Here is a 24,514-nt window from a genome sequence, read left to right as displayed (position 1 = left end):
TTCCTATCTGCTTATTTAGCTTTCACAGCTGATTTGATTGTAATCAATGATTTTTTCGCGCCAGGAACGTTTCCTTTGATCAGAATAACGTTGCGTTCTGCGTCTACGCGTACGATTTCCAAGTTTTGGATCGTGATGCGATCGCCACCCATACGGCCAGCTAGACGTTTATTTTTGAATACACGGTTAGGTGCGACTGGACCCATTGATCCAGGACGACGGTGGTAACGAGATCCGTGAGCCATTGGGCCGCGGCTTTGTCCGTGACGTTTGATAACGCCTTGGAATCCTTTACCTTTTGACGTGCCGGTAACATCGATGATGTCTCCTGCTTCAAAAATATCAACTTTGATTTCTGATCCTACTTCTAAGCCCTCAAGCTCTACATTCTTAAATTCGCGAATGAAGCGCTTAGGAGCCGTGTTTGCTTTCGCAACATGACCTTTCGCAGGTTTGTTTGCCAAAACTTCACGTTTATCTTGGTAACCGACTTGAATTGCTTCGTAGCCGTCATTTTCGATTGTTTTCACTTGTAGTACTACGTTAGCAGTAGCTTCAACTACAGTTACTGGAATCAACTCGCCAGATTCAGTGAAGATTTGTGTCATTCCCACTTTTTTCCCTAAGATTCCTTTGGTCATGATTACACCTCCATCTTAATTATTATAGTTTGATTTCAATATTTACACCGCTTGGCAAGTCAAGCTTCATTAAAGCATCAACTGTTTTTGGTGTTGGATTCACAATGTCGATTAGACGTTTGTGTGTCCGCATTTCGAATTGTTCGCGTGAATCTTTGTATTTGTGCGTCGCACGGATGATCGTGTACAAGCTGCGTTCAGTTGGTAATGGAATTGGACCAGATACGCCAGCTCCAGTTCTTTTTGCAGTTTCTACGATTTTATCCGCTGATTGATCTAAAATACGATGTTCATACGCTTTTAAACGGATACGAATTTTTTGTTTTGCCATTGTTTTCCCTCCTTCGCCTATTTTGAAAAGTAGACATAGCTCCACGAAAATTTTCCGTCACGCTCGTCCATGGCAAAGCGTCCGGGCGTGTCGCAACCTCTCGTTTCGTAGCCGGCAGAAATTTCTTTGCTGCCAGTGTGACTTACGCATTTTACGTAAACAGCACCTTTATGATTATATTACGGATAAACATTGATTGCAAGCTTTTTTTATTGAAAACCAAGGATTCTTTTGTATTTATTTCTGAAAATTTTCTTATCAAACAATCATAAAATAAAAAAAGAGCATTGTGCTCTTTTTTTTTCATCTATATATGTTGACGAAATGCTCTGTCTATTGCTTTTTTTAAGGGGAAATATAGAATAGCCACTAAAAGAATCGTGACACTGACATTGATGATCGTCGCTGGCAGCTTGAGCAAAGCAGCTGCCCAAGCACTTGAAAATGAACTGCCAAGATACCATAGCATCACAGTATTCTTCCCTTGTGTCATCAGCAACTTCGCCAGCCCCGTCACGACACCGATCACGATCAGCTGCCAGACATGCTGCGGTTTCTTTTTAAATAGTCGGAAAGCACCATAGGCAGCTGCGCCGACAACGAAACTTTCCAGAATAAAATAAGGGGCTTCCGTTGCATATCCGTTTAGGAGATCAAAGATTGCGAATCCAAGACCACCTGCAAGGGAGCCATTGCTGTATCCTAGCAATAAAACAGCTATTAGTAACACCGCATTTCCTAAATGAACAAACGCTCCCGTAGGCAATGGGATTTTAATCATCGTGCCAATCACAGTCAAGGCTGTAAAAAGGGCCACTAATACAATACGTTGAATTTTCCCATTACGCATGATCCATCCTTCTTTCTGCTTGATTATACGCGCCGTGCCAGACATGTCCTACATATGGATTGATCAAGACACCTTGCTTGATCGCGGCTGCAACAAATGCTTTGGCAGTTTGGACACTTTCAAGGACTGTCCACCCTTTGGCTAATCCTGCAGCAATCGCAGCTGAGAATGTACAACCCGCACCGTGGTTAAAATCTGAATCAATGCGTTCACCTGCTAAAACGGTGAATTGCTTTCCATCATAGAAGATATCCACTGCTTGATCAGCCTGAAGACGATGCCCGCCTTTTACGACGACATGTTTTGCGCCCAATCGATAAATGTTTTCGGCCGCTGCTTTCATGTCATCCACTGTCTCCAGATCGCCCAATCCTGATAGAATCCCCGCTTCCACTAAATTAGGTGTGGCAATATCAGCTAACGGCAGCAAATCTGTAATAATGGCATCCACACTTTTCGGCTGCAAAATATTTGCTGTTCCTTTACAAGCAATCACAGGATCAATCACGACTTGTTTGATTTGATGCGCTTTAATCACGCGCGCAGCGACTTTGATATTTTCTTCATTTCCCATCATCCCTGTTTTGACGGCATCCATTGCTTCTCCTGCTAAAGCAGAAATCAATTGCTTCTCCAACAGCTCAGCTGTGATGGATGTGACCTCATGTTGCCACCCTATCGTTGGGTCCATTGTGACGATCGACGCCAAAGAGGCGAACCCGAAAGTCCCGTACTCTTGAAATGTCTTCAAATCTGCTTCTATTCCAGCACCACCAGTTGAATCAGAACCGGCGATCGTTAAAACTTTTTTCATGTACATCCACTCCTTTTTTCCCAGTATAGACAATCTCCCTCTTGACGAAAAGAGCCATTTGGCTTATTTTAGAACCATCCAATTATAGAAAGGTGGGTCGCTATGACATTCACAGTCGATAAAACGAGCCAGCAGCCGTTTTATCAACAGATCGTTACCTATTTCATTGACCAAATTCAAAGCGGCACATATGGTCCCGGTGATCGTTTGCCGCCAGAAAGAGAACTCGCAGCTCGTTTTGCTGTGAATCGCTCCACAGTTGTCAAAGCATTAGATGAACTGAGAAGTCTTGGCTGGATCTCCAGAAAACAAGGCAGCGGATCCAAAGTCTTAGAAGGGCGTTGGGGCAGTAGGCAAGCGCCACTGTCATACTTACGGGCGTCTCTAGACAGTCCTTATTTGCAGCAAGACCCATTTGTCACCGAGATCCAACAATTGCGTCAACAACCGCATGTGTTAGATTTATATACTGGCGATTTACCGCCTGCGTTGATTCCAGATTTCGCTTTCCCCGCTTTTACTTGGGAAGACATTCGGACAGAACATCAACAGGTAACACCTTCAGGTTATCGGCCGTTAGAAGACACATTGCTGCGCCATTTGGTCGACGCCTTCGGTTTGTCTGCAAATGGGCAAAAGTTGGTGATCACAGCTGGCTCTACGCAAGGTATCACCCTATTGATGCAAGTATTGCTGCACGCTGGCGATTGTATCGCGACTGAAGATCCATCTTTTCTATTTTCTTTGCCACTTTTTTCAACGATGAACGTGCAATTGGTCGGCATTCCACAAGATGATGAAGGCATGTTGCCGAATGCATTGGCTCGAGCGTTGAAGGAAAGGAAAATCAAGTTCGTCTATTTGAACCCGAGTTATCAAAATCCAACGGGCCATACGATGAGCTTGAACCGCCGCAAGACGATTATTTCTCTCTGCCAAAGTTATCAAGTACCAATTATTGAAGATGATGTGTTTGGCGAGTTGGCATTGACCGAGACACCACCTAAACTGAAGGCATTGGCCCCTGAAACGGTCATTTATTTAGGGTCTTTATCAAAACTGCTGGGATCCACGATCAAAATCGGTTGGCTATTGGCCCCTGAAGCCTTGGCAGAGCAATTTGCACAAGCCAAACGGCGTATGGCTATCGATACAACGATCTTTCCACAAATGTTGGCAAATATCGCGTTGCAATCTCCCGCTTATGTTTCTCAACAGCATGTACTGTTGCAAGAGATGTCCGAAAGAAAAGCAGCACTTGAGGCTGCACTTTTGCCTTTCAGAGAGGATTGGCAATGGCAATCAATCAAAGGCGGGCTTTATTTCTGGCTCCGTTGGCGTCATGCCCCTTTGCGCCGCAGTGATTGGCAGGTTTTCTTGCGCCACAACCTGTTGATTGCCCCAGCGTTTCTCTTTAGCAATGAAACAAGTGCTTTACGTATCAATTACACGCGATTAGCAGCAGATGAACAGGCCTTATTTATAGAGCGTTTTCGAACAATCACAACCCAACTAAAGGAGCAATCAAATGAACGAAACCATTAAACTTTTACAAAACCACCGAACATACCGCCAATTCGATACCGATCATCAACTGCCAAATGAACAACTGCAAGCAATTTTACAAGCAGCGCGCCAAGCACCAAGTTGGATGAACGGCCAGGCGTATTCAATCATCGTGATTGACGATCCTACGATTCGCGAACAACTGGTCGCCTGGAATCCAGGTAACCCGCATATCGCTGCAAGTTCTGTTTTCTTGCTGTTTTTGGCAGACTTGCAACGGACCAAACAAGTCGCCGATAGGAAGGACACCCCGTATTTGATTGACGAAGGCTATCAACCGCTTTTGATTGCTACCACAGATGCGAGTATCGCATTGCAATCTGCATCAATTGCTGCCGAGTCTCTAGGTTTGGGTACCGTCATCTCCGGCAGTGTCAGAAAAGATAGTCAAAAAATTGCCGATTTGCTTCATTTACCAGACTATGTTTATCCAGTTGCTGGGTTAAGTATCGGTAAACCCATCGTTGAGATGAAGGTCAAACCGAGATTACCTGAAACAGCAGTCATCCATTACAATGGCTATCAGCCTTACTCTACTGAACTCATCACAGCTTATGATAAAACCATGACTGCCTTCGGGGAAGCCAGAGAGACAAAAACATGGTCTGACAAATTCGCTGGTTTCTACAGCCATACACCCGATCAAGGATTTGATCAATTTTTGAAAGATCAGCATTTAACGAAATAACGCAAAAAAAGCAGAAGCGCATGCGCTTCTGCTTTTTGATTCAATCTAATTAAGCTTGGATTGAAGTTACAACGCCTGAACCAACAGTACGTCCGCCTTCACGAATAGAGAAACGAGTTCCGTCTTCGATAGCGATTGGGTGGATCAATTCAACGTCGATTGTTACGTTATCACCAGGCATAACCATTTCAGTGCCTTCTGGTAATTCAACAACACCAGTTACGTCAGTTGTACGGAAGTAGAACTGAGGACGGTAGTTAGTGAAGAAAGGAGTGTGACGTCCGCCTTCTTCCTTTGTTAAAACGTAAACTTCAGCTTTAAATTTTGTATGAGGTGTGATTGTACCAGCTTTAGCTAATACTTGTCCACGTTGGATGTCTTCACGAGCTACACCACGTAGTAATGCACCAATGTTATCCCCTGCTTCAGCATAGTCTAACAATTTACGGAACATTTCAACACCAGTTACAGTTGTTTTCGCAGTTGCTTCAGCAATACCAACGATTTCAACTTCATCACCAACGCGAACTTGTCCACGTTCCACACGGCCTGTAGCAACAGTACCACGTCCAGTGATTGAGAATACGTCTTCGACTGGCATCATGAATGGTTTGTCAGTGTCACGTTCTGGAGTTGGAACGTATTCGTCAACTGCAGCCATCAATTCTAAGATTTTTTCTTCGTATGATTCTTCGCCTTCAAGAGCTTTCAAAGCAGAACCAGCGATTACAGGAACATCGTCGCCTGGGAAGTCATATTCTGACAATAAGTCACGAACTTCCATTTCAACTAATTCAAGTAATTCTTCGTCATCGACCATATCCATTTTGTTTAAGAAAACAACGATGTATGGTACACCAACGTTACGAGATAACAAGATGTGTTCGCGTGTTTGAGGCATAGGACCATCAGCAGCAGATACTACTAAGATCGCGCCGTCCATTTGAGCAGCACCAGTGATCATGTTTTTAACGTAGTCCGCGTGTCCTGGGCAGTCAACGTGAGCATAGTGACGTGCTTCTGTTTCATACTCAACGTGCGCTGTAGAGATAGTGATTCCGCGTTCGCGTTCTTCTGGAGCGCCATCGATTTGGTCATAAGCAGATGCTTTTGCCAAGCCTTTTTTAGCTAATACAGTTGTGATTGCAGCTGTAAGTGTAGTTTTACCATGGTCAACGTGTCCGATCGTACCAATGTTAACGTGGGGTTTAGAACGGTCAAATTTTTCTTTTGCCATTTTAAAATGTTCCTCCTAAAAAAAAGATTATTTTTATATTTTGATAGGTAGGGAGCAGATGCTCCCCATCCCTTATCATCGATAATATTGTACACGAAACTCTCAAAAAAATATAGCGTTTTGATGAATTTCGTATCGTTTCATCAATTATTCAGCTTTGCCGCCGTTTTTCTTGATGATTTCTTCTTGAACAGATTTTGGTACATCTTCATAGTGATCAAATGTCATCATGAACGTACCGCGACCTTGTGTTGATGAACGTAATGTAGTTGCATAGCCGAACATTTCAGCCAATGGTACGATTGCATTCACGATTTGTGAATTACCATGTGCTTCCATTCCTTCTACACGTCCACGACGTGCTGTTACGTGACCCATTACATCACCTAAGTAATCTTCAGGGACAGTGATAACAACTTTCATCATAGGTTCAAGAATAACTGGGTTTGCTTTCTTAGCAGCAGCACGTAAAGCCATAGATGCTGCAACACGGAAGGCAGTTTCACTTGAATCGACATCATGGTATGAACCATCATAAAGTTTTGCTTTGATGTCTACTAATGGATAACCGGCTAATACACCGTTTGCCATTGAGTCTTCAAGACCTTTTTCAACCGCTGGGATGTATTCACGAGGAACCACACCACCGACGATCGCGTTTTCGAATTCGAAGCCTTTACCTTCTTCGTTTGGTGTAAATTCGACCCATACGTGACCGTATTGACCTTTACCACCAGACTGACGTACAAATTTACCTTCCGCTTGTGTTGCTGCACGGAATGTTTCACGATAAGAAACTTGAGGCGCACCTACGTTTGCTTCAACTTTAAATTCGCGACGCATACGGTCAACTAAGACGTCCAAGTGAAGTTCTCCCATACCAGCAATAACAGTTTCGCCAGTTTCAGCGTTTGTTTCCACACGGAATGATGGATCTTCTTCAGCAAGTTTTTGTAAAGCAATCCCCATTTTATCTTGGTCAGCTTTTGATTTAGGTTCAACAGCGACTTCGATAACTGGTTCTGGGAATTCGATTGATTCAAGGATAACTGGTGATTTTTCATCACACAATGTATCGCCTGTTGTTGTATCTTTCAAACCAACTGCTGCCGCGATATCGCCTGAGTAAACCGTTTGGATCTCAGCACGTGTGTTGGCATGCATTTGCAGGATACGACCGATACGTTCGCGTTTGTCTTTTGATGCATTCAAGACATATGATCCAGAGTTCAAGACACCTGAATACACACGGAAGAATGTCAAACGACCTACGAATGGGTCAGTCATTACTTTAAATGCCAATGAAGCAAATGGTGCTTCATCGTCAGCTGGACGATCAGTTTCTTCGTCTGTCTTAGGATTGATCCCTTTGATCGCAGGAACATCAAGTGGTGAAGGAAGATAGTCAATGACTGCATCCAACATCATTTGAACCCCTTTGTTTTTGAAGGCAGATCCACAAAGTACAGGGAAAAAGTCAACTGTTAACGTTGCTTGACGGATACCAGCTTTCAATTCTGCTTCAGTGATTTCTTCACCGTCCAAGAATTTCATCATTAGTTCTTCGTCAGTATCAGCAACAGCTTCGATTAATTTTTCGCGCCATTCTTCAGCTAATTCGATATAATCTTCAGGAATTTCAGTCTCTTGGATTTCAGTTCCTAAGTCATTTGTATACATTTCAGCTTTCATTTTAACTAAGTCGATGATACCGACGAAGTCATCTTCCGCACCAATTGGTAATTGGATTGGATGCGCGTTTGCTTGCAAGCGGTCATGTAAAGTAGATACAGAGTATAAGAAGTCTGCACCAATCTTGTCCATTTTGTTACAGAAAACAACACGTGGTACGCGGTAATCTGTCGCTTGACGCCATACTGTTTCAGTTTGGGGTTCAACACCTGATTGTGAGTCCAAAACTGTTACAGCACCATCTAATACACGCAATGAACGTTGCACTTCGATTGTGAAGTCCACGTGTCCTGGTGTGTCGATGATGTTTACGCGGTTTTCTTTCCATTGCGCAGTTGTCGCAGCAGAAGTGATTGTGATTCCGCGTTCTTGTTCTTGTTCCATCCAGTCCATTTGAGAAGCACCTTCATGTGTTTCACCAATTTTATGGATTTTACCAGTGTAATAAAGGATACGTTCAGTTGTTGTTGTTTTACCAGCATCAACGTGGGCCATGATTCCGATATTACGAGTTTTTTCTAGCGAAAATTCTCTTGCCATTCTAGGTTGTTCCCCTCTCATTCATACTTAACTTGCGTTAAGGTCGTATCTCAGTACCTTCAATTAAAAAGCAGTGAGGATCTTACCAACGATAGTGAGCAAATGCGCGGTTGGCTTCCGCCATTTTGTGTGTGTCTTCGCGTTTTTTCACAGAAGCACCAGTGTTGTTGGCAGCATCCATGATTTCTTTCGCTAAACGTTCTTCCATTGTGTGTTCGCCACGCAAACGTGCGTAGTTAACGACCCAACGCAAACCTAAAGTTGTACGACGTTCTGGACGTACTTCTACAGGGACTTGGTAGTTAGATCCGCCGACACGACGAGCTTTAACTTCCAATACAGGCATAATGTTTTTCATTGCTTGTTCGAAAACTTCCAATGGATCATTACCTGTAGATTCTTTGATAATGCCAAAAGCATTATAGATAATATTTGCAGCAACACCGCGTTTACCATCAACCATTACACGGTTGATCAAACGAGTTACTAATTTTGAGTTATAAATAGGATCTGGTAAAACATCACGTTTTGCAACAGGACCTTTACGAGGCATCCGTAACTCCTCCTTCCGAAATATCAGTTCTGATTTAAATACGATTCATTTGATCGTTATATGTTAAAGATTAAGCTTTAGGACGTTTTGTTCCATATTTAGAACGAGATTGTTTACGGTCGTTAACGCCGGCTGTATCCAATGCACCACGAACGATATGGTAACGTACCCCTGGTAAGTCTTTTACACGTCCACCACGTAGCAATACCACGCTATGTTCTTGTAAGTTATGACCAATACCTGGAATATAAGCTGTCACTTCAATCAAGTTTGACAAACGAACACGTGCATATTTACGTAGAGCCGAGTTCGGTTTTTTCGGTGTCATTGTTCCCACACGAGTAGCTACCCCACGCTTTTGAGGTGAGTTAACATTCGTTTGAGCTTTCTTGAAACTGTTATATCCTTTGTTCAATGCTGGTGAATTTGATTTTTCAACCTTGGATTTACGAGGTTTACGTACTAATTGATTAATTGTAGGCATCCCTAGTTGTCCTCCTTCCTTGATTCGCTTTATAGTCCCACACATCCAGGTGGTTCTTTTTTTGCGATAAAAAATAATGCAGTTCCTGCATTCGTATCAAACTATGCTTTGATAGACAGTCAGCACGTCTCCATCGAGAGACCTGTAGATAAAGCACCTTTGATAGAATACCATGCTTGAGCCAGGCTGTCAACTGTTTGTCCGCCCCTTTTTTACCTTCGCAGTCTAAATTCATCCAACAAAAAATTATTTTGATTCGGACGTTCTTTTTCTCGCTTCTTCTATTATAATAGAAAGCATCAAATGAATGTGTAAAGGCGGGTAAAAAATGAATTTAAAAGAAATGGTCGGCATTGAGGCAGCCGGTTATGTAAAAGATGGCATGGTAGTAGGACTAGGTACGGGTTCTACAGCTTACTATATGATTGAAGAACTTGGACGCCGCGTGAAAGAAGAGCAGTTATCGATCATTGGTGTACCTACTTCTTTCGCGTCAAAAAAACAAGCTGAATCTTTAGGTATTCCAGTTCGTACCATTGATGAAGTGGATGTTGTCGACTTGACGATCGATGGTGCGGATGAAATCAGCAGTGATTATCATGGCATCAAAGGCGGCGGCGCTGCTTTGCTATTTGAAAAAATCGTCGCCACTTATTCGAAAAAAGTATTGTGGATCGTAGATGAGTCGAAAATGGTCGATACACTAGGTGCTTTCCCATTACCTGTGGAGGTCATCCCTTACGGCAGCCAGCAAGTATTCAACCTTTTTGAAAAGAAAGGCTATCAGCCAAAACTGCGCACCGCTGAAGATGGGACACCTGTCAAAACGGATTGCCATAACTATATCATTGATCTTCATTTGCAAAGCATCACAGACCCAGAAGCACTGGCTGCTGATTTAGACAGCACAGTGGGCGTGGTGGAACACGGTTTATTCTTGGATATGGTCCACACGATCATCGTTGGTCAACCAGATGGACCTGCTGCAAGCCATGTTCGTGAATAACAGAGGGGAAAACCACCCTCTTTTATTCACAAAAAATCACATATTTTATTTTTTGTGCAAATTGCCCTATCGTTTATACATGGATTATGCTATATTTTAATAAAAAGAAAGGCAGGGGACCTATGAAAGTCATTGGCTACGCCCGCACTACGATTATGGATAACGACGCAAGTGAACAGTTGATCAAATTGAAACAATTTGGTTGTCACGAGTTTTTTCACGATACACATTCACTCGAAGAAAATGATGAACGTCATACCTTAGAGTCCGTGGCAGCCCGTATGCAACCTGGTGATATGCTCGTAGTCTCAGAACTTCATCGAATCGGCAAAACCACTAGACAATTGACTGAATTAACTGAATTATTGAAGAATAAACAGATACACCTCGTTTCTCTTCAAGAGAACATCGATACAAGTCAACCGATGGGCCATATTTATTTCAATCTAATGGAAGGGCTTGCGGTCATGGAACGTGCATTGATCAAAGAACGGACATTAGTGGGCTTGAACAATGCCCGCAAAAAAGGCAAAATTGGTGGACGTCCAAAAATCGATCCCAAAACAGTCAAGAAGATTCGCCATCTGTATTACGAAAAGAAAGAAACCATCCAATTTATTTCTACCAAATGCAATGTTTCTGTAGGTACATGTTATAAGTACATAAAGCTACCAGAAGATGAATGGCAGAAATTATTATCTTGACCCAAAGAGGCTCCCCCTTAAAGGCCTCTTTTTTTATTTTTTTATGTAGTTCTTTAATTTCAATGAGCTTTTCCGTTAAAATCATGGAAATTCTTTGAGAAAGAGTGTACAATAAACAGGGAATTGAAAATTTCAGAAAAAATATCGACTATCTAAAGGAGAGTTTTACATGCCAAAATTAGTATTTTCTCGTCACGGACTAAGCGAATGGAACAAATTAAACCAGTTTACAGGTTGGGCTGATGTTGATCTAGCGCCAGAAGGTGTCGAAGAAGCAATCGAAGGCGGACGTAAAATCAAAGAAGCTGGCATCGAATTTGATGTAGCTTACACATCTGTACTAACACGTGCAATCAAAACTTGTAACTACATTTTAGAATATTCTGATCAACTTTGGGTACCAACAATCAAATCTTGGCGCTTGAACGAACGTCACTATGGTAAATTACAAGGCTTAAACAAACAAGAAACTGCCGAAAAATACGGAGACGAACAAGTACACATCTGGCGTCGTTCATATGACGTATTGCCTCCATTGATGGAAGCAACTGATGAAGGTTCTGCTGCAAACGACCGTCGTTATGCTACGCTTGACCCTCGCGACGTACCTGGCGGAGAAAACTTAAAAGTGACGCTAGAACGTGCTTTACCTTTCTGGCAAGACGAAATTGCTCCAGCTTTGAAAGATGACAAAACTGTTTTAGTTGCTGCACACGGTAACTCATTACGTGCATTAGCAAAACATATCGAAGGTATTTCAGACGAAGATATCATGGATCTTGAAATCCCAACTGGTCAACCGCTTGTTTATGAATTGAACGACGATTTAACAGTTGCGAAAAAATATTACTTATAATATTTCCCACAATGACTGTTTCACTTTTTAGTGAAACAGTTTTTTTTGTTTCCTTTTCAGCCAAGGTTGTCTTATAATAGTCCTCATACTGAAAGCGTATGCGAAAAGGAGAATATATGAAGATTCAGCATCAGGATACATGGTTATTTCTAGGCGATAGCATTACCGATTGTGATCGAAACCGGCAAGACCCATTTGATTTAGGGCATGGCTTTGCAAAGATGACTGCCGAGCAACTAAATCAGCTTTATCCACATGGTCAATTTACTTTTTACAACCGAGGCATCGGTGGCAATCAATCTCTAGACGTTTTGAATCGATTGCAAGAGGATTGTCTTGATTTGATGCCTGATGTATTGGTATTTATGATCGGTATCAATGACACTTGGCATCATGTAGGCGATACTGATTTTGGTTCTATCAAACGAACCCAACAGTTCGAGGATACGTTGCGGCAGATTCTTGAGAAAGTGACCGAGAACAAGATCACCCGCATCCTCCTATTAGAACCCTTTGTCTTGCCCTATCCAACTGACCGCAACGCTTGGCGCATAGATCTCGACCCAAAGATCCATGTCTTAAGAAAGCTGGCTGCGACATATCATTGCCAATTGGTCCCTCTAGACGGCTTGTTTGCTGAAGCTGCTGTTGAACATGGACCGCAAGCATTAACGGGTGAGGATGGTGTCCATCCGACAGCTGCGGGGCATCACCTGATCACGCAAGCATTACTTGACCGCTTATCCTACGAAAGAGAATAAAAAAAGTGCCATCCCGTGTGGAATGGCGCTTTTTTTACATATATGAAGAAGGAGTTGATGCATCTTGGTAAATGGCGATAACATCTTCAACACTTAGCGGTACATAGGCATTTTTGCTGATTGAACTAAACGCCACAGCTTGCTGAGCCATTTCCTCGAAATGCTGCTCATTTTCGATACCAACTTCCGGTAAAGTCATTGGTATGCCGCAAGATATAAAGAAGTCATAGAGCTTTTGGATACCCATACGTGCTGCAATCTCAGGGACTGACTCTTGCACCCCAAAGACTTCTCTTGCAAATCTTGCCAACTTAGGTGCTGTGTCTTCATTCAAAACATGCAGCATCCAGCGAGGGGTAAGAATGGCCAAGCCAATACCATGGGTAATATCATAAAATGCACTCAATTCATGTTCCATTGGGTGGCACGACCACGCGCCGCCTTTTCCGCTGCCTGTCAAGCCGTTCAAGGCCAATGTACTCGCCCACATCAAATTTGCCCGCGCATCATAATCATCAGGTGTATCTAAAGCAATCGGCAAGTTTTTGATCACTGCTTTCATTAACCCTTCTGCTACACCGTCTTGCACATCGGTATCTGCTGTCGTGCTAAAGTAATTCTCAATCAAATGACTTATAATATCTGCTGATCCCGCCGCTGTTTGATAACGACTCACGCTAAATGTGGTTGTTGGATCCAAGAAAGAAACTTTCGGTAAGAAGTTTGGTCCGTGGACACCCAATTTTTGTTTGGTCTCCAAGTTAGAAATGACTGCCCCGCGGTTCATTTCACTTCCCGTAGCTGCCAAAGTCAAAATCGTCACCAATGGAATGGCACTGCCTTGATAACTTCGATTCAAGACAAGATCCCATGGTTCTTGGTCGCTGCGGGCTGCACCAGCAATCACCTTGCTGCAATCAATGACCGATCCGCCACCAACAGCTAGAATGACATCGATCTGATGTTCACGACATAGTTGCGCACCAGCTGCCACCGTTTCGATTCGTGGATTTGGATCCACACCAGATAATTCAGTGACTTGATTCTTGTTTTCTGTCAGTTGTTGCATGATGGTATCATAAAGACCATTCTTCTTGATACTTCCGCCACCATAGACCAATAAGACATGTTTGCCATAGGTATTCAGGACTTCTGGCAATTCATTTAGCCGATCTTTCCCAAAACGAATATCTGTGCTCACATGAAACGTAAAATTATTCACTCGCTCATCTCCTTAACATCGTTCTTCTTAATTAAACCACTTTTTGCTGAAAGTGCAACTATTGGCATGCAAAAAGAGCCCACCTTAAAAGGCGGACTCTTCGGCTATTGGTGTATCGGTTAGGCAATCGCAGTTTCTAAACCAACTTTGATCATATCATTGAACGTTGTTTGGCGTTCTTCCGCTGTTGTTTCTTCCCCCGTGATGATGTGATCACTCACTGTACAAATGGCCAGGGTTTGGACATGGAATTTCGCACCTAAATAATATAAGGCTGCTGCTTCCATTTCCACGCCCATCACACCTAGTTCTGCTAGTTTCAGTGTTTCCGTCATGTCATCTTTGTAAAATGTATCTTCAGATAGAATATTGCCGACGTGGGTCGTAAAGCCAGAAGCCGTTGCTGTTTCATACGCTTTGCGCAATAGGTCAAAATCTGCAATCGGTGGAAAATGAAAACTTTGGAAGTTTTTGGCCACCATGGATGAACTTGTCGCTGCTGCTTGGGCAATCACCAAGTCTCTAACATGAACATCTTTTGAGATTGCGCCACATGTGCCGACACGAATCAATTTTTTCACACTATAAGAATTGATCAATTCATGGGCATAGATCGTTGCCGATGGCATCCCCATTCCTGTCCCTTGAACAGACACACGCTCTCCTTTATAGACACCAGTGTAGCCTAGCATCCCCCGCACATTGTTGTAACAGATTGGGTCTTCTAAAAATGTTTCTGCAATGTACTTGGCCCGTAATGGATCACCTGGCAATAGGATTTTATCAGCAATCTCACCAGCTTTTGCTTCGATATGAACACTCATTTTTTTCTCTCCTTCACTTCTTTATAAAACGGCTAACGTTTCTTTGATCAATGATTTGAATTCTGTTTTCACACGTTCTGTCGTTTCAACGACTTCTTCATGATTCAAACTTGCTTGCATACCGGCAGCGAGGTTGGTGATACAAGAAACCCCTAATACTTTTAAGCCGCTGTGTACAGCCACGATGACTTCAGGTACTGTTGACATCCCAACAGCATCTGCACCAATCGTACGAGCAAAACGAATCTCTGCTGGCGTTTCATACGTTGGACCGGAGAAGCCCATGTAGACGCCCTCTTTCAAATGCAATCCTTTGGCTGCACCCACTTCTTTGGCTGCATTGCGGTAGTCAACATGATAGGCTTGACTCATATCCGGGAACCGTGGTCCCATCGCTTCATCATTGGTACCGATCAATGGATTGGCGCCCATAAAATTGATTTGGTCGGTAATCAGCATCAAATCTCCTGGTTGGAATGTTTCATTGACTCCGCCGCAAGCATTGGTTACAACTAACGAATGTGCCTTCAAAGCAGCCATGACGCGAACTGGATATGTCACTGTTTGCATAGAATGACCTTCATAATAATGGAACCGTCCTTGCATGGCCAATACTTTTTTGCCTGCCAGCGTGCCATACACCAATTGTCCGGCGTGACCAACGACTGTTGATACTGGGAAATGCGGGATATCATTGTAGGACAAGATGATAGGATCGCTGATTTCATCCGCTAACTCTCCAAGACCTGAACCCAAAATCAAGCCGAATTCAACTTCTCCGACACCACTTTCTTTGATAAACGCTGTTGTTTCTTGTAATTTCTCTTGCAATGTTGTCATTTCTTCACCTCTAATTTAAATGATGTAAAAAGCTTTCGCCATTTTCTGTTGCAGCTACCCCAAAGTTTTCTGCGATTGTTGCAGAAATATCCGCATAATGACCTTGCGGTAAAGCGCCTTGTCCTTTGAATTGTTTACTATACGCTAATAAAGGCACATACTCTCTCGTATGATCTGTTCCTGGGAAGGTAGGGTCGTTTCCGTGATCTGCGGTGATCAACAGCAGGTCATCTTCACCCATCGCATCCAGTATTTCAGGTATACGTAAATCAAAGTCTTCAATGGCATGGGCATACCCAACCACATCGCGACGGTGTCCGTATAAAGCATCAAAGTCAACCAAGTTGGTAAAGCTTAGACCAGTAAAATCTTGCTTCATCACGTTTAATAACTGATCGACGCCATCCATGTTGCTCTTGGTCCGTACAGAATCTGTGATCCCTTGCCCGTTAAAGATATCGTTGATTTTTCCAACAGCAATCACATCTTTCCCAGCATCTTTCAATGAATCTAGTACCGTTTGGCCAAATGGATCCAAGGCATAGTCATGGCGATTGCTGGTTCGTGTGAAGTTGCCTGGTTCACCCAAATACGGGCGGGCAATGATTCGGCCAATCATGTATGGCTCATCCTTGGTGATATCTCGCACGTATTGACAAATACGATACAGTTCTTCTAATGGAATGATCTCTTCATGGGCCGCAATCTGCAGGACAGGATCTGCTGAAGTATAGACGATCAAGTCTCCTGTCTTCATTTGATGTTCACCGAAATCATCAATCACAGCTGTACCTGAATAAGGTAAGTTGCAGACCACTTTGCGACCAGAGAAATCCTCGATTTGTTTTAATAGTTCTTCGGGGAATCCTTCCGGAAAGACGCGGAAAGGTTTTTGGATATTCAAGCCCATGATCTCCCAGTGACCTGTCATCGTATCTTTCCCGACTGATATTTCTTCTAATTTTGTGGCATACCCTTGATGGTCCGTTATATTTTTTACGCCAGCTAACGGTCTGATTGTCCCTAATCCAAGTTGTTCTAAATGAGGAATCGTCAATCCAGCCTCTTTGGCAATATGTCCTAATGTATCTGATCCCACATCACCAAAATCTGCAGCATCAGGTGCTTCACCTATTCCGACTGAGTCCATGACGACCAAGTGTATCCGTTTAAACATAATCATTCCCTACTTTCTTTTTTGTTTTCAATCCTATCATACTAAATTCAAGCAATATTTGCTGAACTGCTTATTTATCTATGGTGCCGATTTCAACAAACACCATAGAAAAAGGGCAGGACACAGCAACACATTCATGTCCCATAGCCCCACCCTTTCATACTGAAAATTATTTAGATTTAATGTAATTCTTTCCGTTCGCTTTCGGACCTGCCGCTTTTCCAAGGAAAAGAACTAAGACAATGATCGTCAATGCGTATGGTGCTGCTTGCAGATATACAGCCGGAATGGAAGAAATCAGTGGCAATTGGCCACCGACAATACTGATGTTTTGCGCGAAACCGAAGAAAATCGCTGCCCCCATCGCACCAAGAGGATTCCATTTCCCAAAGATCATTGCCGCCATTGAGATAAACCCTTGACCGGCAATCGTTGTTACTGCAAAGCGTCCGGCAATCGATTGTGCAAACAATGCACCACCCATGCCGCCAAGAAAACCAGAAATCAACACGCCGGAATAACGCATTGCATACACGTTGATCCCTAAAGTATCTGCTGCTTGAGGATGTTCCCCAACTGAACGCAACCGTAAGCCAAAACGTGTTTTGAAAATCACGAACCAAGCAATAATAGAGATCAAAATCGCAACATATGCTGGCAAGAATGTTTGGTTAAAGAAAATAGGTCCAATTACTGGAATATCTTTCAAAATCGGAAAGTTGAAATAACCCAACGTCCGTTGAATGTTATCCGTTTGCCCTTTATTGTAAATAGCTTTGACTAAGAAGACTGCCAAAGCCGGTGCCATCAAATTCATCACCGTACCACTGATGATATGATCGGCGCGGAAATTGATTGTCGCCACTGCATGCAGCAATGAAAAGACCATACCAACGAGTCCGCCAACGAGCATGCCCAACCACGGTGTCCACGCACCAAATTGGGACGCAAACTCAATATTGAAGACGATCGAACTGAAGGCCCCCATCACCATGATGCCTTCAAGTCCTACATTGACGATCCCGCTTCTTTCAGAGAAGATCCCGCCTAACGCAGTCAAAATCAATGGTGACGCATAAATCAACGTTTGGGTAACAATAGAAGAAATTAAACTAATATTCATTAGATAGTTCCTCCTTCCTGATCTTGATTGTTTGGTTTGGCTTCAATATCTGTAACGACTGCTACTTCTTTTTTGCCATCAAATACTTTCGCCAATACAAAACGAATCACGAAGCTGATCGCAACAAAGAAAATAATGATCGCGATATTGACATCAACCAATTCAGATGGAATGCCTGCAAACTGCATGCCTTGTCCACCAAGTTTCAAAATACTGAATAAGAGTGCAGACAATAGAATGCCGACAGAAGAGCCGCTGCCCAATAAGGATACCGCCATTCCATCAAACCCGATACTTAGGGACGAACCTTGAACAAAGAAGTTTTCAAATGTGCCCAGTCCTTGAATGACACCACCAAGACCAGCCAATGTACCTGAAATGATCATAGAAATAATGATTGTCCGTTTGCTGCTCATACCAGCATATTCGGACGCACTCGGATTCAGACCAACTGCCCGAATCTCATACCCCAATGTGGTCTTCTTCATTAAGAACCAAATCAACACTAGGAAAATCAATGCTAAGAAAATACCTAAATTCAAGCGAGAATTATCGGTCAAGTTTGCCAAGAATGGTGTTTGCAGCGATGCATTGTCGCCGACCATCTTGGTGACACCTTTCGTCGTGATCATAGACTCATTCATCACGTTATTGACCAAATGATTGCCTGTATACAACAAAATATAGTTCATCATAATCGTCACGATCACTTCACTGGTACCAAAGAATGCTCTTAGAAAGCCGGGAATAGCCGCAGCAATTGCCCCGCATAAGGCACCCACAATGATTGCCAATGGCAAAACAACCAATCTTGGCGCATCAGGCATGGCTAACGCCACCCAGATACTAGCGACCCAACCAGCTAACGCTTGACCAGATAGCCCGATATTGAAGAAACCAGCTGAATTCGCCACTGCGAAACCAAGAGCCGTAAAAATCAACGGCCCTGCTGTTACAAAAATCTCACCGATATTGCGGGCATTGATCCCGCCTGTTTGTGCATTGACAAACACCGTTTTAAACATTTGCTGATAGCCGAGAATCGGGCTATACCCAAAGGCTGCCATGATAATGCCGCCTAAAATAAACCCTAACAATACAGCAATGATCGGTACAAGGATATTGCGTATTTGTGTTTTGCGATTATTCAACAGAACCACCTACTTCCTCCATTTGCAACTCGCGTCTGGCTTCTTCTAAGGAATAGCCAGCCATCAACAAGCCTAATTCTTTTTCTGATGTTTCTTTCGGATCAACGACACCGACGATTTCACCAGCATGGATTACAGCAATACGGTCTGAAACATTCAAAATCTCATCTAGCTCAAAACTGACCAGTAAGACAGCTTTCAGTTTATCTCGTTGTTCAATCAAACGCTTATGAATGAACTCAATGGCTCCCACGTCTAATCCACGGGTTGGGTTGGCCACGATCAGCAAATCTGGATCGCGACTGATTTCTCTGGCAATAATGGCTTTTTGCTGGTTCCCACCGGATAATGCTTTGGCTGGGACAATTTCATTGACCGTCCGAACATCGAATTCTTTGATCAACTCTCGCGCAAACTCATTGATTTCACCATAATCCAACACACCATAATTACTGAGTGGTTTTTGATAATAGGTTTGTAACGCGATATTCTCAGAAAGCATCATATCCAATACTAAGCCAAATTTGTGGCGGTCTTCTGGGACATGCCCAACTCCAGCCTCGGTCACTTTCCGCGGTTTGAAATTGGTGATCTCATCACCATTCAATAAAACCTTGCCGCTTTCGGCTTTCCTCAACCCAGTAATGGCTTGCAACAATTCTGATTGTCCATTACCATCGATACCGGCAATCCCCAGTACTTCACCTGCACGAACTTCTAAACTTAAGTTCTTGACTGCTTCTAGTCCACGGTTTTCTTTGACAACTAGATTTTCAACTGATAACACCACTTCTTTCGGTGTTGCAGCTTTCTTCGGTGTTTTGAAGGAAACCGAGCGACCAACCATCATGTCGGCCAATTGTTGAGAGCTGACATCTTTGACATTGACCGTACCGATACATTGACCACGACGAATAACGGTACAACGATCTGCTACTGCTTTGATCTCATCTAATTTATGTGTGATCAAAATAATCGATTTGCCTTCTTTGACCAATCCGCGCATGATTGTGATCAATTCTTCGATTTCTTGTGGTGTCAACACTGCCGTTGGTTCATCAAAAATCAAGACATCTGCACCACGATACAATGTTTTTAGGATTTCTACCCGCTGTTCCATGCCGACAGAAATATCTCTGACATACGCATCAGGATCAACAGATAAGCCATACTGCTCAGACACTTTTTTGATTTCAGCACGGGCTTTCTTACGGTCCAAGAAACCGAATCGATTGGGCTCACTGCCCAAAATGATATTTTCTGTTACAGTAAAGGCGTCTACCAACATAAAATGCTGATGGACCATACCGATACCTAATTTGTTGGCAGCCGTTGGACTGGTGACAGCCACTTTTTGGCCATTCATCCAAATTTCGCCAGATGTTGGTTCCAATAATCCTGACAACATGTTCATTAAGGTTGACTTGCCCGCTCCATTTTCTCCAAGCAGTGCATGGATCTCTCCTGGCCTTACTTGCAAGTTGACATCGTCATTGGCTTTGAATGTTCCAAACTCTTTGGTGATATGACGCATTTCTACAACATATTTTTCCTCAGCCAAATTTCTCACATCCTTACTTTCTAATTCGCTTCGCTATCGATTATGTATCACATGAATAATGGCTATTGCTTTGGAAGATTACTATCCTCATGAAAACCTGAGGCTTTCATCAAGATAGTCGCTCTTTTTTTACATAATGATTTTGCCCCATGATTGGGGCAAAACCACTACATAAAAGACGACATTAGTCTTCTGGTGTTTCTGGTACTTCTACTTTACCGTCGATCACATCTTGTTTCGCTGTTTCGATCGCTGCTTTAGCATCATCTGAAAGGTATCCTTCAGTAATGTCTACGCCGCCATCTTTCAAGCCGTAAACGATGTGTTCGCCGCCAGGGAAGTTATCTTCTAATGCACGTGTTGAGATATCTTGTACTGCTGCACCAACACCTTTTAATGTTGAAGCCAAAGTGAAGTTGTCATCTGTACCATCAGCTGATTTGAATGCACCTTCGTCTTGTTGATCACTATCTACACCGATTACCCAAACTTTTTTGTCTTCAAGATCAGCATCGCTCAATTGTTCGTTGATTGCTTTTGCTTCTTGGAAGACACCCGCACCTGTACCGCCTGAAGCATGGAAGATAACATCCGCGCCACCTTGGTACATTGAAGCTGCTAATGCTTTTCCTTTAGCAGGATCGCCAAATGATGCTGCGTACTCAGTTACAACTTCGATATCTTTGCCTAGAGCTTTCGCTGCATCAGCAACGCCTGTTTCGAAACCAGCTTCAAAACGGTCGATCACGACGCCTTCTTCACCACCGATGAAGCCGACTTTGTTTGTTTTTGTTGTGTACGCTGCTGCAAAACCTGCAAGGTATGCTGCTTCGTTGTCTTTAAATGTTGCTGAAACGACGTTGTCTTTGCCTTCGATCACATCATCGATAATCCCGAATTGTGTGTCAGGGTTTTGGTCAGCTGCTGCTGAGATGGCATCTTTCAATAAGTAACCAACACCAAAAACTGTTTTGAAACCATTTTGCACGGCACCACTAACGTTTGTCGTATATTCTGACGCTTCATTTGATTGAACATAGTCATAACCGCCAACACCACGCGCGATACTATGTTCTTCCCCCCATGCTTCCAATCCTTCCCAAGCAGATTGGTTGAATGAGCGGTCATCGACACCACCGATATCGGTAACGATCGCTACACTGTGTGCTGCATCTGTTGATCCTTCTGCCGCACTGCCGCCAGTTGAATCTGTTGAACCTGAGTTGCCGCTGCCGCAAGCACCTAGTAATGTTAAACCAGTTACTGCAACAATCCCTAAACTAAATAATTTTGCTTTTTTCATTGCTGTAAAGCCCCCTAAAATATAGTTTTTTTTTTTCAACAGCCGCATCGACTGAATGAACATGATTTATAAATCTTTATTGGTGAAGTAGTAAGGCAGCAGTTCGCCGACCGTAGTTTCTTTGGTCACCCCATCGTCCCCGACTAATGTCACTGGCATGGTGGGTTGGCAAAACTCGACCATCACTTGCCGACAAGCGCCGCAAGGTGAAATTGGTTCCGGCGTGTGACCAGCTACAACTAAATGGTCAAATGCCTTCTCACCTTCTGATATTGCTTTAAAAAATGCCGTACGTTCCGCACAATTGGTTAAGCCAAAAGAGGCGTTTTCGATATTGATTCCTTGATAAACAGTGCCGCTCTTACCGACCAAACATGCACCAACAGGAAACTTGGAGTAGGGCACATAAGCTTTGTCTAACGCCGCAACGGCTGTTTCGATCCATTCTTTTTTTGCTGTTGTCATGATTGTCCTCATTCTTTACATATTTTTCTTTTAGAAAAAGGGGATGATCAGTAACCGCCGCCTGTTGACCCTGTCACGATGGCTACACTTGCACTTGTACCTAATCGGTTGGCACCAGCTTCAACCATTGCTGCCGCTTCTGCTTCATTATGGATTCCACCAGAAGCTTTCACACCCATTTCAGGGCCTACAGTTTCACGCATCAAGCGCACATCATCGATCACTGCGCCACCGGTAGAAAAACCTGTCGATGTTTTGACAAAGTCCGCACCGGCTGCTTTAGCTAATTCACAGGCTTTCACGATTTCTTCGTTGTCTAGCAATGCTGTTTCAATGATAACTTTGACTAACGCTTTATCTTTCGCTGCTGTTACGACTGCTTCAATATCAGCTTGCACTTTTTTGTATTGTTTTGATTTCAATGCGCCGATGTTGATGACCATATCGACTTCATCTGCGCCATTGTTGATGGCATCTGTGGTTTCGTAAGCTTTGACTTCTGACGTATTTGCCCCTAAAGGAAAGCCAATCACTGTACAAACAGCTGTCGGTTCACCTTTTAATTGTTCCGCTGCAAAAGCAACCCACGTTGGGTTGATACAAACTGAATAGAAGTGATACGTTTTTGCCTCTTCAATAATACGTAATACATCCTCTTCGCTGGCATCAGCTTTCAATATCGTATGGTCGATCATTCGATTCAATTCCATTGTTTATCCGCTCCTTATTCTGTAATCATGTCATGAATCAACGGCGGTTCTTCGCCGGTATCTCCAATTTCAATGTGTGCTTCGATCAAGGCGATCACCTCATCGATGGCTTCGGTATTGCTGTATATCGTCAAAAGAGATTCGCCTTCAGCGACCGTGTCACCGACTTTTTTGTGCAATTTGATACCCACTGCATGATCGATGTCTTCTTCTTTTGTTTTGCGTCCAGCTCCTAGCATCATGGCTGCGATCCCTAGTTCATTTGCGACGAGCTTCGTTACGACGCCACTGCTTTTGGCTGGCAGTTCGACCTCATATCGTGCTGTCAAGATTTTGTCTGGTTCGTCGATCACTGAGGCATCGCCCCCTTGATTAACGACCAATTCTCGAAACTTGGACAATGCTTTGCCCGAATGAAGTGCTTCAGACAGCATTTCACGTGCTTCTTCGATTGAATCAGCTTTCTTCGCCAAGACGACCATTTGACTGCCTAATACATAACACATCTCAGTCAAATCTTCTGGTCCTTTTCCTTGCAAGGTTTCAATGGCTTCCACTACTTCTAAACTATTGCCGATTGCTTCACCTAAAGGCTGCGACATGTCCGAAATCACGGCCATTGTTTGTCGATTGGCCAATTTACCGATCCGAACCATTGTTTTTGCCAATCGTTTGGCATCATCGATATTTTTCATAAAGGCGCCGTCACCTGTTGTAACATCTAAGACAATCGCATCTGCGCCTGCAGCAATTTTCTTACTCATGATCGAACTTGCAATCAATGGAATCGAACTGACTGTTGCCGTTACATCCCGCAATGCATATAATTTTTTGTCTGCTGGTGCTAGATCGCCAGATTGACCGATCACCGCCATTTTGCTTTCGTTGACCAAGCGGATGAATTCTTCTTCAGGGATTTCGATTTTGAAACCAGGAATGGCTTCTAATTTATCTAACGTGCCGCCCGTATAACCCAAGCCGCGGCCGGACATTTTGGCAACAGGGACACCTACACTGGCTACCAACGGTGCTAAAATCAAGGTGGTTGTGTCACCAACACCACCAGTTGAATGTTTGTCTACTTTGATTCCTTCAATTGATGAAAGATCGATCACTTCACCAGAGTTCGCCATTGCCAACGTCAAGTTTGTGATTTCTTCATCCGTCATATCTACATAGTAAATAGCCATCAACAAGGCACTCATCTGATAATCTGGGATACTTCCATCAGTATACGCAGTTACAATGTAGTCAATTTCTTCCTTCGTTAATGACTTGCCGTCACGCTTCTTTTCAATTAAATCTACCATTCGCATCGAAATGACCCTCGCTTCCTCTAACATTATACAATAATTTCTGTGTAGGTAAACTACTTTAGTAAAACAGTTTACTAAATATCGTGAAATTATGAAAAC

General features: G+C 43.2%; 25 protein-coding genes. 6 read left to right on the top strand and 19 right to left on the bottom strand.

The window, feature by feature from the left end; all coding sequences use genetic code 11:
* Window positions 1-11: 11 nt before the first annotated feature.
* The 4 genes from rplC to thiD form a co-directional block, all read right to left on the bottom strand.
* On the bottom strand, window positions 12-641 hold the full coding sequence (gene rplC / locus A5886_RS01390; protein ID WP_086273296.1) for a 50S ribosomal protein L3: 630 nt from the start codon (window positions 639-641) through the stop codon (window positions 12-14).
* Window positions 642-663: 22 nt separating this feature from the next.
* Window positions 664-972 (bottom strand): 30S ribosomal protein S10, encoded by a 309-nt coding sequence (gene rpsJ, locus A5886_RS01385; protein ID WP_003127966.1) that lies wholly within the window; start codon window positions 970-972, stop codon window positions 664-666.
* Between the two features lie 307 nt (window positions 973-1,279).
* Window positions 1,280-1,822: an ECF transporter S component gene (locus tag A5886_RS01380; protein ID WP_086273295.1), complete on the bottom strand. Its 543-nt coding sequence runs from the start codon at window positions 1,820-1,822 to the stop codon at window positions 1,280-1,282.
* Complete coding sequence (thiD, locus tag A5886_RS01375) at window positions 1,815-2,636, bottom strand: bifunctional hydroxymethylpyrimidine kinase/phosphomethylpyrimidine kinase (RefSeq protein ID WP_086273294.1); 822 nt, start codon at window positions 2,634-2,636, stop codon at window positions 1,815-1,817. The genes A5886_RS01380 and thiD overlap by 8 nt, the downstream gene beginning before the upstream one ends.
* Window positions 2,637-2,738: 102 nt before the next feature.
* Here thiD and A5886_RS01370 point away from each other — a divergent pair, with 102 nt between their 5' ends.
* Entirely contained in the window at window positions 2,739-4,181 is a 1,443-nt protein-coding gene (locus tag A5886_RS01370) for an aminotransferase-like domain-containing protein (RefSeq protein WP_086273293.1), read from the top strand.
* Window positions 4,165-4,890: a nitroreductase family protein gene (locus A5886_RS01365; protein ID WP_086273292.1), complete on the top strand. Its 726-nt coding sequence runs from the start codon at window positions 4,165-4,167 to the stop codon at window positions 4,888-4,890. Before A5886_RS01370 ends, A5886_RS01365 begins: the two co-directional genes overlap by 17 nt.
* A gap of 49 nt (window positions 4,891-4,939) precedes the next feature.
* Here the strand turns inward: A5886_RS01365 and tuf are convergent, their stop codons facing one another.
* The 4 genes from tuf to rpsL form a co-directional block, all read right to left on the bottom strand.
* On the bottom strand, window positions 4,940-6,127 hold the full coding sequence (gene tuf / locus A5886_RS01360; RefSeq protein WP_086273291.1) for an elongation factor Tu: 1,188 nt from the start codon (window positions 6,125-6,127) through the stop codon (window positions 4,940-4,942).
* A 147-nt stretch (window positions 6,128-6,274) separates the two neighbouring features.
* The gene (gene fusA / locus A5886_RS01355) at window positions 6,275-8,359 is read right to left on the bottom strand and encodes an elongation factor G (protein WP_086273290.1); all 2,085 of its coding nucleotides are present in this window, start codon (window positions 8,357-8,359) and stop codon (window positions 6,275-6,277) included.
* Window positions 8,360-8,441: 82 nt separating this feature from the next.
* Window positions 8,442-8,912 (bottom strand): 30S ribosomal protein S7, encoded by a 471-nt coding sequence (rpsG, locus tag A5886_RS01350; RefSeq protein WP_003127957.1) that lies wholly within the window; start codon window positions 8,910-8,912, stop codon window positions 8,442-8,444.
* A 70-nt stretch (window positions 8,913-8,982) separates the two neighbouring features.
* On the bottom strand, window positions 8,983-9,396 hold the full coding sequence (rpsL, locus tag A5886_RS01345; protein WP_003127956.1) for a 30S ribosomal protein S12: 414 nt from the start codon (window positions 9,394-9,396) through the stop codon (window positions 8,983-8,985).
* A gap of 328 nt (window positions 9,397-9,724) precedes the next feature.
* Between rpsL and rpiA the strand changes: the two genes are divergently transcribed.
* The 4 genes from rpiA (at window position 9,725) to A5886_RS01325 (ending at window position 12,723) form a co-directional block, all read left to right on the top strand.
* Entirely contained in the window at window positions 9,725-10,402 is a 678-nt protein-coding gene (rpiA, locus tag A5886_RS01340; protein ID WP_086273289.1) for a ribose-5-phosphate isomerase RpiA, read from the top strand.
* A gap of 122 nt (window positions 10,403-10,524) precedes the next feature.
* Window positions 10,525-11,106, top strand: coding sequence for a recombinase family protein (locus tag A5886_RS01335; protein ID WP_086273288.1), 582 nt, complete (start codon window positions 10,525-10,527; stop codon window positions 11,104-11,106).
* A gap of 169 nt (window positions 11,107-11,275) precedes the next feature.
* Window positions 11,276-11,962: a 2,3-diphosphoglycerate-dependent phosphoglycerate mutase gene (gene gpmA, locus A5886_RS01330; RefSeq protein ID WP_054115687.1), complete on the top strand. Its 687-nt coding sequence runs from the start codon at window positions 11,276-11,278 to the stop codon at window positions 11,960-11,962.
* Between the two features lie 116 nt (window positions 11,963-12,078).
* On the top strand, window positions 12,079-12,723 hold the full coding sequence (locus tag A5886_RS01325; RefSeq protein WP_086273287.1) for an SGNH/GDSL hydrolase family protein: 645 nt from the start codon (window positions 12,079-12,081) through the stop codon (window positions 12,721-12,723).
* 34 nt (window positions 12,724-12,757) lie between these two features.
* Here the strand turns inward: A5886_RS01325 and A5886_RS01320 are convergent, their stop codons facing one another.
* The 11 genes from A5886_RS01320 to A5886_RS01270 all read right to left on the bottom strand — a co-directional run bounded on the left by A5886_RS01320 (window position 12,758) and on the right by A5886_RS01270 (window position 24,415).
* Complete coding sequence (locus tag A5886_RS01320) at window positions 12,758-13,945, bottom strand: iron-containing alcohol dehydrogenase (RefSeq protein WP_086273286.1); 1,188 nt, start codon at window positions 13,943-13,945, stop codon at window positions 12,758-12,760.
* Window positions 13,946-14,064: 119 nt separating this feature from the next.
* Window positions 14,065-14,769, bottom strand: coding sequence for a purine-nucleoside phosphorylase (gene deoD, locus A5886_RS01315; RefSeq protein ID WP_086273285.1), 705 nt, complete (start codon window positions 14,767-14,769; stop codon window positions 14,065-14,067).
* A 21-nt stretch (window positions 14,770-14,790) separates the two neighbouring features.
* Window positions 14,791-15,609: a purine-nucleoside phosphorylase gene (locus A5886_RS01310; protein WP_086273284.1), complete on the bottom strand. Its 819-nt coding sequence runs from the start codon at window positions 15,607-15,609 to the stop codon at window positions 14,791-14,793.
* Between the two features lie 10 nt (window positions 15,610-15,619).
* Window positions 15,620-16,786: a phosphopentomutase gene (deoB, locus tag A5886_RS01305; RefSeq protein ID WP_086273283.1), complete on the bottom strand. Its 1,167-nt coding sequence runs from the start codon at window positions 16,784-16,786 to the stop codon at window positions 15,620-15,622.
* A gap of 169 nt (window positions 16,787-16,955) precedes the next feature.
* Window positions 16,956-17,909: an ABC transporter permease gene (locus A5886_RS01300; RefSeq protein WP_086273282.1), complete on the bottom strand. Its 954-nt coding sequence runs from the start codon at window positions 17,907-17,909 to the stop codon at window positions 16,956-16,958.
* Window positions 17,909-19,060, bottom strand: a complete 1,152-nt coding sequence (locus A5886_RS01295) for an ABC transporter permease (RefSeq protein ID WP_306297902.1) — start codon at window positions 19,058-19,060, stop codon at window positions 17,909-17,911. The genes A5886_RS01300 and A5886_RS01295 overlap by 1 nt, the downstream gene beginning before the upstream one ends.
* Complete coding sequence (locus tag A5886_RS01290; protein ID WP_373404596.1) at window positions 19,053-20,594, bottom strand: ABC transporter ATP-binding protein; 1,542 nt, start codon at window positions 20,592-20,594, stop codon at window positions 19,053-19,055. Before A5886_RS01290 ends, A5886_RS01295 begins: the two co-directional genes overlap by 8 nt.
* A gap of 211 nt (window positions 20,595-20,805) precedes the next feature.
* Window positions 20,806-21,924, bottom strand: a complete 1,119-nt coding sequence (locus tag A5886_RS01285) for a BMP family lipoprotein (protein ID WP_086275951.1) — start codon at window positions 21,922-21,924, stop codon at window positions 20,806-20,808.
* A 66-nt stretch (window positions 21,925-21,990) separates the two neighbouring features.
* A complete protein-coding gene (locus tag A5886_RS01280; protein ID WP_086273279.1) occupies window positions 21,991-22,389 on the bottom strand; it encodes a cytidine deaminase in 399 nt (132 codons plus the stop codon).
* Between the two features lie 47 nt (window positions 22,390-22,436).
* The gene (gene deoC, locus A5886_RS01275; protein ID WP_086273278.1) at window positions 22,437-23,099 is read right to left on the bottom strand and encodes a deoxyribose-phosphate aldolase; all 663 of its coding nucleotides are present in this window, start codon (window positions 23,097-23,099) and stop codon (window positions 22,437-22,439) included.
* 14 nt (window positions 23,100-23,113) lie between these two features.
* Window positions 23,114-24,415, bottom strand: coding sequence for a pyrimidine-nucleoside phosphorylase (locus A5886_RS01270; protein WP_086273277.1), 1,302 nt, complete (start codon window positions 24,413-24,415; stop codon window positions 23,114-23,116).
* Window positions 24,416-24,514 lie beyond the last annotated feature (99 nt).

Origin of the sequence: Candidatus Enterococcus testudinis, from assembly GCF_002140915.1 — a bacterium.
Lineage (GTDB): Bacteria > Bacillota > Bacilli > Lactobacillales > Enterococcaceae > Enterococcus_D > Enterococcus_D testudinis.
This window is presented reverse-complemented; position numbering and strand designations above follow the sequence as displayed.